General features: G+C 68.6%; 11 protein-coding genes. 8 read left to right on the top strand and 3 right to left on the bottom strand.

Annotated elements, in window-relative coordinates; all coding sequences use genetic code 11:
• The first annotated feature begins 265 nt into the window (after positions 1-265).
• Complete coding sequence (locus FMP39_RS28715; RefSeq protein ID WP_141593316.1) at positions 266-4,615, top strand: response regulator; 4,350 nt, start codon at positions 266-268, stop codon at positions 4,613-4,615.
• Positions 4,616-4,775: 160 nt separating this feature from the next.
• On the opposite strand, the gene FMP39_RS28710 is transcribed toward FMP39_RS28715, so the two are convergent.
• The gene (locus FMP39_RS28710) at positions 4,776-4,997 is read right to left on the bottom strand and encodes a hypothetical protein (protein WP_140862253.1); all 222 of its coding nucleotides are present in this window, start codon (positions 4,995-4,997) and stop codon (positions 4,776-4,778) included.
• Between the two features lie 189 nt (positions 4,998-5,186).
• On the opposite strand from FMP39_RS28710, the gene FMP39_RS28705 reads away from it, so the two are divergent.
• From FMP39_RS28705 to FMP39_RS28675, 7 genes are all read left to right on the top strand, one after another.
• Positions 5,187-6,125: a MoxR family ATPase gene (locus FMP39_RS28705; RefSeq protein ID WP_090492865.1), complete on the top strand. Its 939-nt coding sequence runs from the start codon at positions 5,187-5,189 to the stop codon at positions 6,123-6,125.
• A gap of 16 nt (positions 6,126-6,141) precedes the next feature.
• Positions 6,142-7,557, top strand: coding sequence for a patatin-like phospholipase family protein (locus FMP39_RS28700; protein ID WP_141593315.1), 1,416 nt, complete (start codon positions 6,142-6,144; stop codon positions 7,555-7,557).
• A gap of 96 nt (positions 7,558-7,653) precedes the next feature.
• Entirely contained in the window at positions 7,654-8,601 is a 948-nt protein-coding gene (locus FMP39_RS28695; RefSeq protein WP_141593314.1) for a branched-chain amino acid transaminase, read from the top strand.
• A gap of 106 nt (positions 8,602-8,707) precedes the next feature.
• Positions 8,708-10,048, top strand: coding sequence for an AAA family ATPase (locus FMP39_RS28690; protein ID WP_141256826.1), 1,341 nt, complete (start codon positions 8,708-8,710; stop codon positions 10,046-10,048).
• Positions 10,048-11,007 (top strand): Fic family protein, encoded by a 960-nt coding sequence (locus FMP39_RS28685; protein WP_141593313.1) that lies wholly within the window; start codon positions 10,048-10,050, stop codon positions 11,005-11,007. The genes FMP39_RS28690 and FMP39_RS28685 overlap by 1 nt, the downstream gene beginning before the upstream one ends.
• A gap of 153 nt (positions 11,008-11,160) precedes the next feature.
• On the top strand, positions 11,161-12,282 hold the full coding sequence (locus tag FMP39_RS28680; protein WP_141593312.1) for a bifunctional oligoribonuclease/PAP phosphatase NrnA: 1,122 nt from the start codon (positions 11,161-11,163) through the stop codon (positions 12,280-12,282).
• Positions 12,279-13,424, top strand: coding sequence for a cysteine desulfurase family protein (locus tag FMP39_RS28675; RefSeq protein WP_141593311.1), 1,146 nt, complete (start codon positions 12,279-12,281; stop codon positions 13,422-13,424). The genes FMP39_RS28680 and FMP39_RS28675 overlap by 4 nt, the downstream gene beginning before the upstream one ends.
• On the opposite strand, the gene FMP39_RS28670 is transcribed toward FMP39_RS28675, so the two are convergent.
• Positions 13,421-14,518: a hybrid sensor histidine kinase/response regulator gene (locus FMP39_RS28670; protein WP_141593310.1), complete on the bottom strand. Its 1,098-nt coding sequence runs from the start codon at positions 14,516-14,518 to the stop codon at positions 13,421-13,423. The genes FMP39_RS28675 and FMP39_RS28670 overlap by 4 nt on opposite strands.
• Positions 14,515-15,981 carry an ATPase domain-containing protein gene (locus tag FMP39_RS28665; RefSeq protein WP_141593309.1) on the bottom strand — a complete coding sequence of 489 codons (1,467 nt, stop codon included), beginning with the start codon at positions 15,979-15,981 and terminating at the stop codon, positions 14,515-14,517. The genes FMP39_RS28670 and FMP39_RS28665 overlap by 4 nt, the downstream gene beginning before the upstream one ends.
• Positions 15,982-16,024: the final 43 nt, after the last annotated feature.

Here is a 16,024-nt window from a genome sequence, read left to right as displayed (position 1 = left end):
CCCGTGGTTCGCCCAGCTCGCGCACGGGTACTGCCCCCCCGACGGAATCCGCTTCGACCGACATACGCCCCCGACGACGTTCCCCGGGCGCGACGAGCCCACGAACCCCGCCCACCCGGCCCCCTCAGTCCGTTCGGAAGTCGTCGTCCGCGGCAAGAGCTCGTGAGGCTGGCAACCGAGCTGCTCCTGGAAACTTTCCAAGGGTCACAAGCGCCCGATAGGATGTTCCGGTTTTCACAGCACTTTTTCCGGGACAAAGGGCTTCATGGAGCGTCGGGTCCTCATCGTCGAAAGCGAGCATGATTTTGCGCTCAGCATGGCCACCGTGCTCAAGGGTGCGGGTTACCAGACAGCCTTGGCTGAGACGGCGGCTGACGCGCAGCGTGAGCTGGAGAAGCGCCGACCAGACTTGGTCGTCCTCCGCGCGGAGCTGAAGGATCAGTCCGGCTTCGTCCTCTGCGGCAACATCAAGAAGGGCAAGTGGGGTCAGAACCTCAAGGTCCTGCTGCTCTCCTCCGAGAGCGGCGTGGATGGCCTGGCGCAGCATCGTCAGACGCCGCAAGCCGCGGACGGTTACCTCGCCATCCCGTTCGAGATGGGCGAGCTGGCCGCCTTGAGCCACGGCATCGTGCCGCCAGGCACGGATGACACCGGCGCGTCGCTGGATGCCGCGCTGAATGGGACGCGCGAAGCACCGCCGCCCATGCCTCCGTCGCTCAAGGCCGCCGCGGGGGGGCCGCCGAAGCTGCCCAAGCGCGAGCGCCGCAGCGCGATGACGGAAGAGGACCGCGCGTTCCTCGACCGCACGTTCCAGTCCATCGCGGACCGCAAGGCGGAGCTGCTCGCCGAGTCCCGCCAGCTCAAGCGCCCGCCACCGCGGCGCGAGCTGATGGGCACGCCCGAGGGCAAGATCCAGATCCTCCGCGACGAGCTGAAGACGCGCGAGGCCCAGCTCGCCCGCCTCTCCGAGATCTGGAACGTGCGCGAGCGCGAGCTGCTCTCCGGCGAGGACCGCATCCACGAGAAGGACGTGGAGCTGCAGGGCTTGAAGATGCAGGTGGACGACCTGCTGCGCCGCTTCAACGAGGCCCAGCAGGCCACCATCCAGAAGGAGCGCGAGCACGGCGCCACCGTCGATGACCTGCTCCTCCAGAAGTTCTCCGCGGAGAAGGACCTCATCGAGGTCGTCGCCTCCAAGGAGAAGGACATCAACCTCCTGCGCCGGGAAGTCTCCCGAGCCGAGGAGGAGCTGAGCCGCCGCGCCGGCGAGCTGGAGCACGGCCGCAACGAGTACGACAAGCTGGAGAAGCACCTCGGCGTCGTCACGCTCGAGTTCGAGGTCAAGGAGCAGAAGCTCCAGGACACCATCCTCGCGAATGAAGGCGAAATCGCGCGGCTGACGAAGCGCGGTGACGACTTCGAGTCCGAGCTGAACCGCACCATCAGCGAGCGTGACCAGCGCTTCGCCGAGCTGGACGGTGAAATCCAGGCCCTCCAGGAGCGGCTGCAGCAGACCGAGCAGGAGCGCGACACCACCGTGCGCGGCCTGGAAGCCCGCGCTGCCCGTGCCGAGGAGCACGGCACCCAGGCTGACGCGGAAATCCACCGGCTCAACGCCGAGCGCGATGCGCTGGAGGCGAAGCTCAGCCAGCAGGTCGCGGACCTGGAGGCGGACCTCGCGCGAACCACGGGCGAGCGCGACCAGCTCCGGCTGGACAAGGACGCCCAGGAGGCCGAGCTCACCCAGCGCATCGAGGAGCGTGACGCGAAGCTCGGCACGCTCGAGCGCGAGCTGTCGGAGACCATCGCTCGGAACGAGCACACCGAGGCGGAGCTCAACGCCAACATCCAGCAGCAGTTGGAGCGCATCGGCGAGCTCGAGGGCGAAGTCGAGGCTGTCAAGACGCACCTGGAGGACCGCGAGAATGAGCTGACCGCGGAGCTCCAGGCGCTGGGACAGGCCAAGGACGAGCTGGAGACGGACCTCAACGACCGGCTCCAGGCCCTCTCCCAGGCGAAGGACGCGCTGGAGGCGGACCTCTCCCGTCAGTTGGAGGAGCTGCGCTCCGCCAAGGCCGAGCTCGAAGCGGACCTCACCGGCCAGATTCAAGCGCTCACCTCGCAGCTCGAGGAGACGCAGCGGCAGCTCGATGACTCGCAGCGGACCGGCGAACAGCTCTCCGCGCGCGTGGCCCAGCTGGAGGACACCGTCTCCCAGCGGGAGTCCACCATCGAATCCCTGCAAGGGGACGTGGCCGCGCGCGACCAGCGCATCTCCGAGCTGAGCGGAGACCTGGAGGCCACCAGCCAGACGCTGGCCCAGACGCAGCAGACGCTGGCGCAGACGGAGCAGCAGCTCGCCGACACGCAGAACACGCTCGCCAGCACCGAAGGCACGCTGGCGGAGACGCGCGGCGAACTGGACGCCACCAGCCAGACGCTGGCCCAGACGCAGCAGGCCCTTTCCGACACGGAAGGAGCCCTGGCGCAGACGCGCGGCGAGCTGGACGCCACCAGCCAGACGCTGGCCCAGACGCAGCAGGCCCTCTCCAACACGGAAGGCGCGCTCGCGGAGACGCGTGGCGAGCTGGATGCCACCAGCCAGACGCTCCAGCAGACACAGCAGACGCTGGCGCAGACGGAAGGCGCGCTCGCGGAGACGCGCGGCGAGCTGGACGCCACCAGCCAGACGCTCCAGCAGACACAGCAGACGCTGGCGCAGACGGAGCAGCAGCTCGCCGACACGCAGAACACGCTCGCCAGCACCGAAGGCACGCTGGCGGAGACGCGTGGCGAGCTGGAGGCCACCTCCCAGACGCTCCAGCAGACGCATGCGGCGCTGGAGGACACGCGCGGCGCGCTCCAGGAGACCAGCGACACGCTGGCGCACACCACCCGCGAGCGCGACCAGCGCATCGCGGAGCTGGCGGACCTGGGCGCCGCGAAGGACGCGCTGGAGCAGGACCTCACCGGGCAGATTGGCCAGCTCCGCAGCGAGCTGTCCGAGACGCAGGGCAACTACGAGGCAGAGCGGGCCGCGCACGAGAAGCTGGCCGCGGAGACGAGCGCGCACATCGGTGACCTCACCAGTGAGCGTGACGGACTCCGCTCCGAGCTGGAGGCCACCAGCCAGACGCTGGAGCAGACCCACGGCCAGCTCGCCGCCACCCGCGACGCGCTGGCGCGTGAGCAGCACGCGCACCAGGAGAGCCGGAAGGCCGCCGCGAGCACCCAGACCGCGCTGGAAGGCCAGCTGGCCGAGGCGCGTGCCCATGGCGAGGACCTGGGCGAGCACCTCACCCTCACCAAGCACGAGCTAGGCACCCGCGTCGCCGAGCTGACGCAGCTCACCGCCACGCTGGCGCAGACGGAGAACACCCGGGCCCACCTCGAGGAGCGGCTGCACACGCTCACCGAGGAGTCGCAGCGCCGCGAGGAGCTCCTCCAGAACGACCTGACGCAGAAGGGCACCGAGCTGTCGGACACGCTCCGCAAGCTCACCCACGTGACGCAGGAGAAGATGCGTCAGGCGGAGGTGCTCAACCGCGAGGTCGCCACCCGTACCGAGCAGCTCAAGGCCCTGGAGGCCAAGCTCCAGACGCAGGCCACCGAGGCCCGCCGTCAGGCCGAGGGCCTGGGGCAGCAGCTTACCGGTCTCAACGAGCAGCTCGAACAGGGCCGCAAGGCGCTGGCGGGCCGCGAGGACCAGCTGCGCGCTGCGGGCGCCGCCCAGCAGAAACTCACCGCCGAGCGGGACGGCCTCGCGGGCCAGCTCCAGCAGGCCGAGGCCCGGCTCCAGCAGCAGGCCCAGCAGGCGAACCAGGAACGTGCCGACGCCAAGCGCGCGGCGGACGAACTGGCCGCGAAGCTGGCCAAGGCCGAGCAGCGCATCGCCCAGTTCGCGCAGGACGCCCAGACGCAGGCCACCGAGGCCGACGCCAGGGCCAAGGACCTGCAGGGCCAGTTGAGCGCGCGGGCGAAGAAGATCCAGGACCTGGAGCTGGCGGTGGAGAACGCGCAGGGCGCCAAGTCCCGCGCGGAGAAGGAGCTCAACGCCAAGGTGGCCGCCGCCGAGAGCAAGGCCCACGAGGCCTCCACCCGCCTGGCCGCCGCGCAGAAGGAGCGCAAGGACCTGGAGGCGCGGCACGCCAAGGAGCAGGAAGACCTCGCCGCCAAGCAGAAGGCGGAGCTGGAGCGTCGCGACGCCATCAAGGCGCAGGAGGTCGCCCGCCTGCAGCAGTCCGTGCAGGAGAAGAGCAAGGCCCTCAAGGTCGCCGAGCTGGAGCTGGCCCGATACAAGAGCAAGTCCGCCACCCCGGCCACCCCGGCCAAGGCCGCCGCCAAGCCCGCAGCGGCCGAGGACGACGAGCTGGCCGTGAGGACGCAGCTCAACCAGGTCATCGCGCCCGCCGCCGCGGCCCAGGCTCCGGCGAAGAAGCCGGCCGCCAAGCCTGCGGCCCAGGCCGCCGCGAAGAAGGCCCCTGCCCCGGCTCCCGCCCCGCCGGCGGCGCTGAGTGACGAGTCCGAGCCCACCGACCGGACCCTGGTCATCCAGTTGCCCACGGCCAAGGAAGACGACGACTGGACGGCCCTGGTGGACGAGCTGGACAAGTAACGGCGCCGGGATTCCGGCACCCCGCCGGAATCCCGACGGCCTCGGCCTCGGAACCCCGAGTCCACAATGAAACGGCCCTGACATCCATGCCCTAGCCGGGCAGGTGTGTCAGGGCCGTCTCAGTTTCAACCCAGGAAGGGTCGAGCGGTTCCATCCGCGCTCAGAGCGCGGCGCGTGCCTCGCGGACCAGCTCCTTGAAGTGGAGCGTGGAGACGACGTCCCGGAGCGACACCACGCGGCCCCCCGTCTGGGCCTCCTCCTGGGCACGGCGCCAACTGCTGCGGAGTGTACGCAAGGCGACATAGGCCAGCAGCAGCGGGAAGCCGCCCGGAAGCAGGACCACTGCCACCATCATCACCATCCGCAACCACGCCCACACCATGACCGCTCACCTCCCTGAATACCGATTGGAAACTCTGAGATGCACGAGGTGTGCCCACGTTGCGCAGAAAATTTCCCTCCAGAGTTACGCGGGTTTGCCAGGCAGCGAGGCGAACGGGCCACGATGACGACGCCGGAACCCTGGCATTTTTGCCGCAGTCCCCAGGAGGGCGTCGGTTAAGTTCACCGGGTGAGCACCCCTTCGACGGTTGAGAGCCACGCCTTCACCAGCGTGGAGGACGCGGAGAATCGCCTGGAGCAGGTGGGCTATCTATCCTCGCCGGAGATCGCCACGGCGGCCTTCCTGGCGGACCGGATGAACAAGCCCATCCTGGTGGAAGGCCCCGCCGGCGTCGGCAAGACAGAGCTGGCCAAGGCACTGGCCCAGGCGCTGGGCCGCGAGTTCATCCGGCTTCAGTGCTACGAGGGCCTGGACGAGGCGAAGGCCCTCTACGAGTGGGAGTACGCCAAGCAGCTGCTCTACACCCAGCTCCTCAAGGACAAGATTGGGGACATGGTGCAGGGCACCACCACGCTGGCGCAGGCGGCGGACCGGCTGGCCTCCAGCGACGCGGTGTTCTTCTCTGAACGCTTCCTGCTGCCCCGCCCGGTGCTGAAGGCCCAGCTCTCTGAGCGCCCCGCCCTGCTGCTGGTGGACGAAATCGACAAGGCGGACCCGGAGTTCGAGGCCTTCCTGCTGGAGGTGCTCTCCGACAACGCCGTCACCATCCCCGAGCTGGGTACCTTCCGGGCGAAGCACATCCCCCGCGTGCTGCTCACCTCCAACGCCGCGCGCGAGCTGTCCGACGCGCTCAAGCGCCGCTGCCTCCACCTGCACATCGACTTCCCGGACCGCGAGCGCGAGCTGCGCATCGTCCGCTCGCGACTGCCCCAGGTCCCCCAGGTGCTGGCGGAGCAGGTGGTGGAAGCGGTGGCCGCCATCCGCTCGCTCGACCTGAAGAAGGCGCCCTCCATCAGCGAGACGCTCGACTGGGCCCAGAGCCTGGCGCTGCTGAACGCGGAGCAGCTCACCGCCGACGTGGTGGCCTCCACGCTGAACCTCGTCCTCAAGTACGAAGGCGACATCGAGAAGGCGAAGGCCAACCTCTCGCAGATCGCCCAGGCCTGACGGGCCCTCGAAGCGCGTGCTGCTGAAGGAACGCTTCCAGATCACCCGGCCGCTTGAGGAGATGGAGCTCCGCCTCGTGCGCGCATCGCTGGCCAACGCGGCCCTGGTCGACCCGCGCGAGGAAGCCATCCTCCGCACCGCCCTGTCGCTGGCGCGCCTCTACAAGGTGCGGCACGGCGAACGCGACGTGGGCGTGGGCGCGCTGCTCACCCCATTTCGCGAGGAGGTGGAGCGCCGCCTGGGCCCCGTCCTCAAAGCCCCCTTCCCGCCCACGCGGGACCGGCTGATGCCGCACGTGAAGGACCTGCGCCAGCACGCCGCCAAGGCGCGCGACATGGTGGCGCAGCGGCTGCGCGGGCGCGTTCCCCCCGAGGCGCTGGACCGGGAAATCCGGCACAAGGAACTGGTGCTGGTCACCGGTGGCGGCGGCGGCACGGCCTACGTCTACCTGGGAGCGATGAGCCTCCTGGACGAATACGGCCTGGAGCCGCGCCTACTCGCCGGGACGTCCATGGGCGCCATCCTGGCCATCATGCGCTCGCGCCTGACGCGCTTCGACGCCACGGACATGATCAACATCGTCCGCGGGCTTTCCTTCCGGAAGCTCTTCCGCTTCATCTCCACGGAGAGCCGCTATGGCCTGCCCGCCGCGCTGCGGCTGTTTCTGCGCGCGGGGCTGGGCCGCTTCTTCAGCGCGGGACCGGAGAACAGTGGCATGCGGCTCAAGGACTTGCCGGTGCCGACGCTCATCGCCGTGGGCGGCATCCGCCGCGGCATGCTTCCCCGGCCGCTGGAGTATTACGAGCGCCTGCTGGGCACCAGTCCGCTGGGTCTGCTCAACCCCGCGGGCGTGGCACGCCGCATCCAAGCCGCCATGGGTGCCATGGCCGAACTCTTCACCCGCCCCGAAATCACCGCCCGCCTCTACCTGGGTGCGGACGACACCACCGGCGACTTCGACGCGCTCGACGCCGCGGGCTTCTCCTCCGCGCTGCCCGGCGTCATCCACTACGACGTGCTGCGCGAGGACCCCGGCATGCACACGTTGGTGGAAGGACTCATGGCCCAGCACGGCGTCGCGAGGCTCATCGACGGAGGACTGGTGGACAACCTGCCAGCGAAGGCGGCGTGGAAGGCAGTGGCCCGAGGCCGCATCGGCACGCGCAACGCGTTCATCCTCGCGCTCGACGGCTTCGCTCCGAAGCTGACCACGCCCTTCTGGCTGCCCCTCCAGCGGCTCGCCGCGATGACGGTGGCGCCGAACCTTCCCTATACGCACCACGTCAAACGCTTTCCGCGAACACTGTCACCGCTAGACGTCGTACCGTCGGTGGAACTGGCCTCGAAGGCGTTACAATTCGGCAGGGCGGCACTCGCGGAGGACCTCCCGTTCCTCCGTCGGATGCTCGCCCCCCTGCCACCAGTGCTGTGACTGTTTCGGGACGAGAAACACGCTTTGACCTCATAGGTTTCACTGGCTAGAAGGCCCTGGCTGTCCCCCATCAACATCCAGGCGAAGGAACAACGAATGAGCTCGACCTCGAGTAGTGGAGTGCGCGCCGAGCAAATCTGGCTCGACGGCCGACTGATGAAATGGGACGAGGGCCACGTGCATCTGATGACGCACGCGCTTCACTATGGCCTGGGTGTCTTCGAGGGCATCCGCGCATACAAGACGCACGACGGACGGCTGGCCGTCTTCCGGCTGCGTGAGCACGTCCGCCGGCTGCTCGACTCGGCGCACATCATCATGCTGAAGATTCCGTACACCGAGGACGAGCTCTTCGACGCGTGCGTGAATCTGCTCCGCGCGCAGAAGGACCTGTTCGCCAACGGTGCGTACCTGCGGCCGGTGGCCTTCATGGGCGACGGTGCCATGGGACTGGGCGCGGTGAACCCCACCCGCACGGCCGTGACGGCCTGGGACTGGGGCGCGTACCTGGGCGACAAGGGCATCAAGGAAGGCATCCGCGCCAAGGTCAGCTCGTACACGCGCATGCACGTCAACGTGAACATGGTGCGCGGGAAGATTACCGGCCAGTACGTCAACTCCATCCTCGCCAAGCGCGAGGCGGTGCTGGCGGGCTACGACGAGGCCATCCTCCTGGACATCAGCGGCTTCGTGGCCGAGGCCTCCGGCGAGAACATCTTCCAGGTGAACAAGAAGGGCATCATCAAGACGCCCCCGCTGTCCGGCCCCATCCTGGACGGCATCACCCGCGACACGGTGCTGCACATCCTGCGCGACAGCGGCCGCACGGTGGAGGAGGTCACCTTCACCCGCGACGCGCTCTACATCACCAACGAGATCTTCCTCTGCGGCACGGCGGCGGAGATCACCCCCGTGCGCGAGGTGGACAACCGCCAGGTGGGCGACGGCAAGCCCGGCCCCATTACCCGGTACGTGCAGGACATGTACTTCCGCATCGTGCGCGGCCAGGAGCCGAAGTACGCGGAGTGGCTCACGTACATCTGAGCCCCCCGCTTCGCCCCCCTCTTCGGCATGGGAGGGGGGCGGGCAGTCAGGGAAGAGGCCACGTCCCGCGCCCGACCGCCCATCGAATGGGCTAGAACGGGGCTTGATGGCTCCTCCCGCTGGCTACGACTACGACGACAATCCGTTCAAGCTCGAGAACCCATCCATCCTCGACATCGCTCCACCCGAGCCGAAGTCGGTGGAGGACACGGGGCTCAAGATGGGCATCCTGTCCGACATCGCCCTGAAGTACCTCTATTACGCGGGCACGGGCACGGGCATGGGCATCGCGGACGAGATGCGGCTGCCGTGGCCAGGCGTCATCGAGCACGTGGTGGACTTCCTCGCCACGGAGAAGCTGGTGGACCTGCGCGGCGGCAAGGGCTTTGGCCGCGCGTCCGTGGAGTTCATCCTGTCGGAGAAGGGCCGCGAGTACGCGCGAGACGCCCTCACCCGCACCACCTACGTGGGCCCCGCGCCGGTCCCCATTGAGCAGTACAACGCGCTCATCACCAGCCAGACGGAGGAGACGCCCGTCGTCAGCCAGGAGGAGCTGGTGATGGCGCTCAGCCACCTCACCGTCCCCGCGGAGCTGATGGACAAGCTGGGCCCGGCGGTGAACTCCGGCCGCTCGCTGTTCCTCTACGGCTCGCCCGGCAACGGCAAGACGAGCCTGGCCGAGGCCGTCTCCAACATGTTCGGCGGCGAGGTCTTCGTCCCCCACTGCCTGGAGATTGGGAATCAAATCATCCAGGTCCACGACCGGCTCATCCACACGCCGGTGTCGCTGGAGGTCGGCCGGGACGCCTCCGGCCGCCGGCAGACCTTCGAAATGGACAACCGGTGGCTCGTGTGCCGCCGGCCCTCCGTCGTCGTGGGCGGCGAGCTGACGCTGGCGATGCTGGACCTCATCTATTCGGAGAGCACCCGCTTCTACGAGGCCCCGTTCCAGGTGAAGGCCAACGGCGGCATGCTCCTCATCGACGACTTCGGCCGCCAGAAGGTCCACCCCACGGACCTGCTCAACCGGTGGATTGTCCCCCTGGAGAAGCGGGTGGACTTCCTCACCCTTCACACTGGCAAGAAGTTCGAAATCCCCTTCGACCAGCTCCTCGTCTTCTCCACCAACCTGGACCCCAAGGAACTGGTGGACGAGGCCTTCCTGCGCCGCATCAAGTACAAGATTGAGGTCGGGAACCCCGACGAAGAGGCTTACCGGGAAATCTTCAGTCGCGTCTGCGAGGCAGCGGGAATCCCGTACGTGGACCAGGCCGTCACGTACCTCATCGAGCACTACTACAAGCCGCGGAGCATGGAGCTTCGCTCGTGCCACCCTCGGGACCTGGTGAGCCTCATCCGGGACGCGGCACGCTACCGGCAGATACCTCCCGCGCTCTCAAAGGACCTGCTCGACCAGGCGTGCGAGGTGTTCCTCGTCAATCTGTGATGATTTCGTTGTTACAACCGCGCGGAATTTCTAGAATCCACGCGCCGTTGTACCGCTCGGCCGCATGCTTCGAGTACCGCCCGCGGCGGACCCGCAGCGAGAAGGAGCCGCAGTCCGTGAAGGAACGCTACCAGGACATCGACGAGAAGAACGAAACGCTGCGTGGGTACCTCGACATCTACAAGGACAAGCCGGACGCGCGCGAGTTCTTGGACAAGATGGAGATGTCGTGGATCTACCACGACGCCGCGCTAGAGGGAGTCGTCTACACCCATCAGGAACTGATGGCCGCGCTGTTCCCGCATCGAACCAGCGCGGAAGCCTCCATGATTCCGGTGGTCCTCGAAATCCGGAACCACAAGGCCGTCTGTGACTTCATCCGTGAGGAGGCAGCGGGCGCCAAGAAGCAGGCGCAAATCACACTGACCACCATCAAGCGGATGCACGACCTCTTCCTGGGCAACACGCCAGAGGCCCAGACGGAGCGCGCGCGCATGGAGCGCCGCGAGCGCACGGAGAAGGAGCTGGCCAAGGAACGCGACAGGTCCGGGCTGCGCAAGGACATGCCGCTGCACCGCACGTACTTCCACGACATCTCCCAGCCGGCGAAGATCCAGCCGGAGCTGGAGAAGCTCGTGGACTACACGGCCAGCGCCGAGTTCCGCGAGTTCCACCCCATCAAGCAGGCGGCCACGGTCCAGCACAAGTTCGTGCAGATCTTCCCCTTCACCGAGCACAGCGGGAAGGTGGGGCGCATGTGCAGCAACCTCATCCTGCTGCGCAACGGCTACATGCCCGCTGTCATCCACTCCATCGACCGGCAGCGCTACTACGAGTCCTTCCGGGGACCCGCGGCGGGCTTCCGGACGGTGCTGATGGACGCAATGGAGAACTCGCTCGACAACGGCATGAAGTACTTCCGGGACCTGGGGCGCAAGTACAAGGCCCTGAACAGCTAGTCCACGTCCCGCGGCGGCCCGGCGAGGGAGCGCGCAGGCTCACGCTCCTCTCGCGCGTCGTGAAGGATGCGGGGTCCGTCGACACCATTGGTGTGTTGGCAACAGACCCCGGATCCTCGAATCCCCGGACGGGAGGAAGTAAGAAGAATACCCATGCCCGTGACACAGTCCCTCAACAGCCGCCGCGGAACCGGAAGCTCGGGAGGCGAGCTGACGGAGCCCCCGCCACCGCGGCTGGCCCATATGCCAGCCCGTGACAAGCTGGAGCGGCTCCTGCGAGTGGCCCAGGGCCACCACAAGGCGCTCATCCTCACCCACGACAATCCGGACCCGGACGCGCTGGCGGCGGCGGTGGCCCTGGCGCACCTGCTCGAGCGCAAGGCGGGCCTGAAGGCCCACATCGGCTACGGCGGCATCATCGGCCGGGCGGAGAACATCGCCTTCGTGAAGGTGCTGCGCCTGCCCGTCTCGCACGTGTCGACCATCGACTTCGACGAGTACGACCTCTTCGGGCTGGTGGACACGCAGCCCAAGGTGGGCAACCACTCCCTGCCCGCGCGGCTGCAAGCGCACCTGGTGGTGGACCACCACCCGCTGCGCCAGGAGAGCCTGGAGGCCCCTTTCGCGGACGTGGGCGGCGACTTCGGAGCCACGTCCACCATGCTGGTGGAGTACCTGCGCGCGGCCCGGTTGGAGCCCTCCGCGGAGGTGGCCACCGGCCTGTTCTACGGCATCAAGGCGGACACGCGCGACCTGGGCCGGGAGACGACGCCCACGGACGTGGACAGCTACCTGTGGCTGTTCCCGCGCATGGACAAGATGCTGCTGGCGCAGATTGAGCATCCCGAGCTGCCCGCGCGCTACTTCCAGCTCTACCACACGGCCTACGAGCGGGCGAAGGTGTACGGGACGGCCATCATCACCGACCTGGAGGAGGTCTACTCCCCGGACATGGTGGCGGAGGTGGCCGAGCGACTGATGTTCCTCGAAGGCATGAAGTGGTCGCTGGCCTTCGGGACGTACCGCAACCAGCTCTTCCTCAGCTTGCGCGTCAAGGACCGGCGGATGAACGCGGGGCGCCTCATCCGCGAAATCTGCGAGGACTACGGCGGCTCGTCCGGCGGCCACGGCAGCATGGCCGGAGCGCGGCTGCCGCTGTCCGGGAAGCTGGCGCAGCGCAAGGCGCTCAAGCGCGAGCTGGTGGCCAAGTTCCTGGAGGCGTTCGGCGTCGCCGACCAGCGGCCGGTGTCGCTGCTGTACGCGCAGGACTCGTGACGTACTGGGACTACAACGCGGCCGCGCCGGTGCGGGCGGAGGTGGCGGCGCTGCTGTCGCGCGCCTTCGCGTCGAGCGGTTATGGCAATGCGTCCAGCGTGCACCAGGAGGGCCGCGCGGCCCGGGCCCGGTTGGACGCGGCGCGGGCGCAGGTGGCCCGCGTGCTGGGCTGCGAGCCGAAGGAAGTCAGCTTCACCGGCTCCGGCAGCGAGGCGGACGCGCTGGCGCTCGTGGGCGCCTGGCACCTGCGGCCCCAGCCCGAGCGGCGGCGGGTGGTGACATCCGCGGTGGAGCACCCCGCCCTGCTGGGCGCGGTGGCGCAGTTGGAGCGGGAAGGCGCCCACGTCGTGCGGGTGGCGCCCGGTCCGGACGGGCGCGTGCGCGAAGCCGACATGCTGGAGGCCCTGACGCCAGACGCGGCCTTGTGCTCGTTGATGTGGGCCAACAACGAGACGGGCGTGCTCCAGCCCGCGCGGGAGGTGGCGCTCGCGTGCCGGCAGCGCGGCGTGCTGTTCCACACGGACGCGGTGCAGGCCGCGGGCAAGGTGCCCCTGTCCCTGCGCGAGGTGGACGCCGACCTGTTGTCCCTGTCCGCGCACAAGTTCGGCGGCCCTCCGGGCGTGGGCGTGCTGATGGTCCGCAAGAGCGTGGACGTCCGCGCGCTCACGCCGGGCCACCAGGAAGGCGGCCGTCGCGGGGGGACGCAGAACGTGCCCTACGCGGAGGCGCTGGCGCTGGCGCTCACGTTGGCCGATGCGGAGCTGTCTGAGACCACGGCGCGGCTGACCACGCTCCGCGATGCATTCGAACGGGAAGTGACGGCGCGACTGCCCGGCGTGCACATCAACGGCGGCGCGGCCCCGCGCGTGCCCAACACCAGCAACCTGCGCTTCGACGGCGTGGAGGGTGAGTCGCTGCTCATCGCCCTCGATCTGGAGGGCATCTGCGTGTCTTCCGGCGCCGCCTGCGCGTCCGGCACGCTGACGCCGTCGCATGTCCTGCGGGCCATGGGCCTGTCGCCCGCGCAGGCCCGAGGCAGCCTTCGCTTCAGCATGGGCCCCGGCACGACGGAAGCGGACGTGGCGCGCGTGGTGGACGCGCTCGTGCGGCACGTGCCGCACGTTCGCGCGCTGGCCGGCTAGGACACGGAACGCCGGCTCAGGGGCAGCCGAAGGTGGAAGGTCGCCCCCTCCCCCAGCACGGACTTCACCGACAACGAGCCGCCGTGCAACTTCGCCAGCGACGAGGCGATGTAGAGCCCCAGGCCATGCCCCTGGGCGGGCTCGCCGTCCGCCCGCTGGAAGCGCTCGAAGACGGAGGTAAGCGCCCCCGCGGAGATGCCGATGCCCCAATCCCGGACGTGGATGTCCGCCAGCCCGGGGTGCAGGGAGAGGCCCAGTTCGACCCGCCGTGCCTCGCCCCCGTACTTCACCGCGTTGGAGAGCAGGTTGTTGAGCACCTGCCGCACCCGCTCCCCGTCGAAGGGAATGAACACGGGCGCCTCCACTCCCCGCAGCACGAAGTCCACCTGCGGTTCCAGGTCGCGCCACTCCTGGATGAGCTCCCGGAGGAAGACGGCTATGTCGCCCTGCCTGGGCCGCAGCTCCACCTTGCCTTCGGACAGGCGCGAGGCGTCCAGGATGGAGGAGATGAGGTGGTTCATCCGATCCAGTTGCCGCAGTACGGCTTCCGCCGAACGGACCTCGTCCTCCTCGCCCCGCTTCTCCACCTTGCGCTGCAGGACCTGGGCGTTGAGGCGGGCCGAGGAGAGCGGCGTCTTCAGCTCATGGGCCACCCAGTTGAGCACCTCCTCACGGGCCAGGAAGGGCCCCCTGCGCGTGTCCGTGGGGGCTTTCGGCGCGGGGAGGGTGGGCACGGCCACGGGCGGCCTCGAGCGAAGCGCACCGGTGATGGCCTCTTCGAAAGCGCTCAGGTCCACGGGCTTGGCGAGAAAGACGTCCGCCTCCTCCCTTCCCGCGGGCCGCGCGGCGCTCAGCAGCACGAAGGGAACCGATGCGAGACTCGGCTCCGCCCGCATGGCGCGCAGCAGCTCCATCCCCGTGCGGCGGGGCATCATGTGGTCGCTGACCACCAGGTCTGGCGGCTCCGTGCGCGCAAGCATGAGCGCGTCTTCGCCATTGTGGGCCCGGATGGCGCGGTAGCCGAGCGCCTCCACGACCTCGGCGAAGACCTCGAGCAGCGCTTCCTCATCCTCCGCGATGAGGACGCCGCTCATTCCGAGGCTCCGATGCTCGTCCCAATGGGCCGGGCCTGCCCCGTCAGCAGCCCCTCCGCGGAGCGCATCGTCGCCAGCACCTTCATCCCCGAGTCGGTGATCTGGAACTCGCGCAAGTCATTGTCGTACTTGCTGTCGCGCATCTTGAGCACCGACAGGATGCGGTGGATGCGCCCGCGCAGCTCCACGTAGCGCAAGAGGAGCAGGTTCTCCCCGAGGATGGAGACGGGCGCATCGCTGAAGTCGAGCTCCGTGCCAGCCACCTTGGAGACCTCCCGGGTGTACAGCGTCGTCACCCCCGCCCGGCGCAGCTTCCCCGCGAGCGCCCCCAGGAAGAGTGGCCTGCGCTCCCGCTCGGTGATGGACTGCTCGAGCGTCGTGAGGCCATCGATGACGAGCCGCTTCACGTTCCGCCGCTCCACCTCCTGGAAGATGCGGTCCATCACCAGGTCCGCCTCCAGCTCCGTCGGCGGGATGTACAGGTAGGTGATGAGCCCGCTTTTCACGAAGCGCGCCACGTCCAGTTGGATGCGCCGCGCCCGAGCGGCGAGCGACGCCGTGGAGTCATGGAACGAGACGAAGAGGGAGTGCTCGTCCCGGCGCGCCCCCTCCACCGCGAAGTGCGCGGCCAGCAGCGTCTTGCCAATGCCCATGCTGCCCGCGAGCAGCGTGGCGCTCGTGCGGGGCAGGCCGCCCTCCATCAAGACGTCCAGCTCCGGCAGCCCGAAGCTGACGCGCTCCTCGGGCGGCTCCACGTCCCCCTCCGTGGGCTCCAGCGACTCCAGACGCGGGATGAAGGACACCCCGTCCCCGTCGATGCGCATCAGGTGCTCCCCCGACAGGTGTGGCCGGCCGCGCAGCTTCACGACCTCCACGCGGCGCATGCGGCGGGCGCCGTGCTTCACCACCGCCAGGGAGACGATGCCGTCCACTGTGGTGGCTTCGGGCAGCGTCAGCAGCTTCTCCAGGGGGTACTCGGTGGTGAAGAGGCCGACGCAATCCGCCGCGGCCAGGCCAATGCCCAGCTCATAGAGGAACTCGCGCAGGCGCGCCTCGTCCTGCCAGAGGTCCCGAATGGCGCGAAGGCCATCGATGAAGAGCAGCTTCGCGCCCCGCTTGCGCACCGTCTGGATGATGAGGTCCCGCGTCTCCTTCGCGCCCTGCTTGAGCGATGAGTAGGCGCTCATCACGAAGAGCTTTTCGTCCAGCAGCTCCTCCTTGAAGAAGCTGAAGCTGCTCAGCTCGCCCACGAGCTTGTCGTGGGGTTCGGACGTGACGGTGACCAGCACGACGGGCAGGCCTCGCGCCGCGGCGAGGAAGGCCATCTGGCTGCACAGCACCGTCTTCCCGCTGCCCGGGTCTCCAGCCACGATGATGGATTGTCGCCTGGGGATGCCTCCGCCCAGCAGCGTGTCGAAACTCGGGATGCCCGTCTCGAAGAGCGACCACGTCCGGCGATCCATTCAGGATCCATCACTTGTATTGGCGGGTGAGGGAACGCGCGCG

It is taken from the genome of Myxococcus sp. AB056, assembly GCF_006547365.1.
Taxonomy (GTDB): domain Bacteria; phylum Myxococcota; class Myxococcia; order Myxococcales; family Myxococcaceae; genus Myxococcus; species Myxococcus virescens.
The sequence above is the reverse complement of the archived record's forward strand: the minus strand, read 5'-3'. Positions and strand labels throughout refer to the sequence as shown.

What these genes read in the sequence shown, in the direction of transcription:
- FMP39_RS28710 (WP_140862253.1), bottom strand. Translation starts at nt 4,997, where the DNA reads ATGGTGTGGGCGTGGTTGCGGATGGTGATGATGGTGGCAGTGGTCCTG.
- FMP39_RS28670 (WP_141593310.1), bottom strand. Translation starts at nt 14,518, where the DNA reads ATGAGCGGCGTCCTCATCGCGGAGGATGAGGAAGCGCTGCTCGAGGTC.
- FMP39_RS28690 (WP_141256826.1), top strand. Translation starts at nt 8,708, where the DNA reads ATGGCTCCTCCCGCTGGCTACGACTACGACGACAATCCGTTCAAGCTC.
- FMP39_RS28665 (WP_141593309.1), bottom strand. Translation starts at nt 15,981, where the DNA reads ATGGATCGCCGGACGTGGTCGCTCTTCGAGACGGGCATCCCGAGTTTC.
- FMP39_RS28685 (WP_141593313.1), top strand. Translation starts at nt 10,048, where the DNA reads ATGATTTCGTTGTTACAACCGCGCGGAATTTCTAGAATCCACGCGCCG.
- FMP39_RS28680 (WP_141593312.1), top strand. Translation starts at nt 11,161, where the DNA reads ATGCCCGTGACACAGTCCCTCAACAGCCGCCGCGGAACCGGAAGCTCG.
- FMP39_RS28695 (WP_141593314.1), top strand. Translation starts at nt 7,654, where the DNA reads ATGAGCTCGACCTCGAGTAGTGGAGTGCGCGCCGAGCAAATCTGGCTC.
- FMP39_RS28715 (WP_141593316.1), top strand. Translation starts at nt 266, where the DNA reads ATGGAGCGTCGGGTCCTCATCGTCGAAAGCGAGCATGATTTTGCGCTC.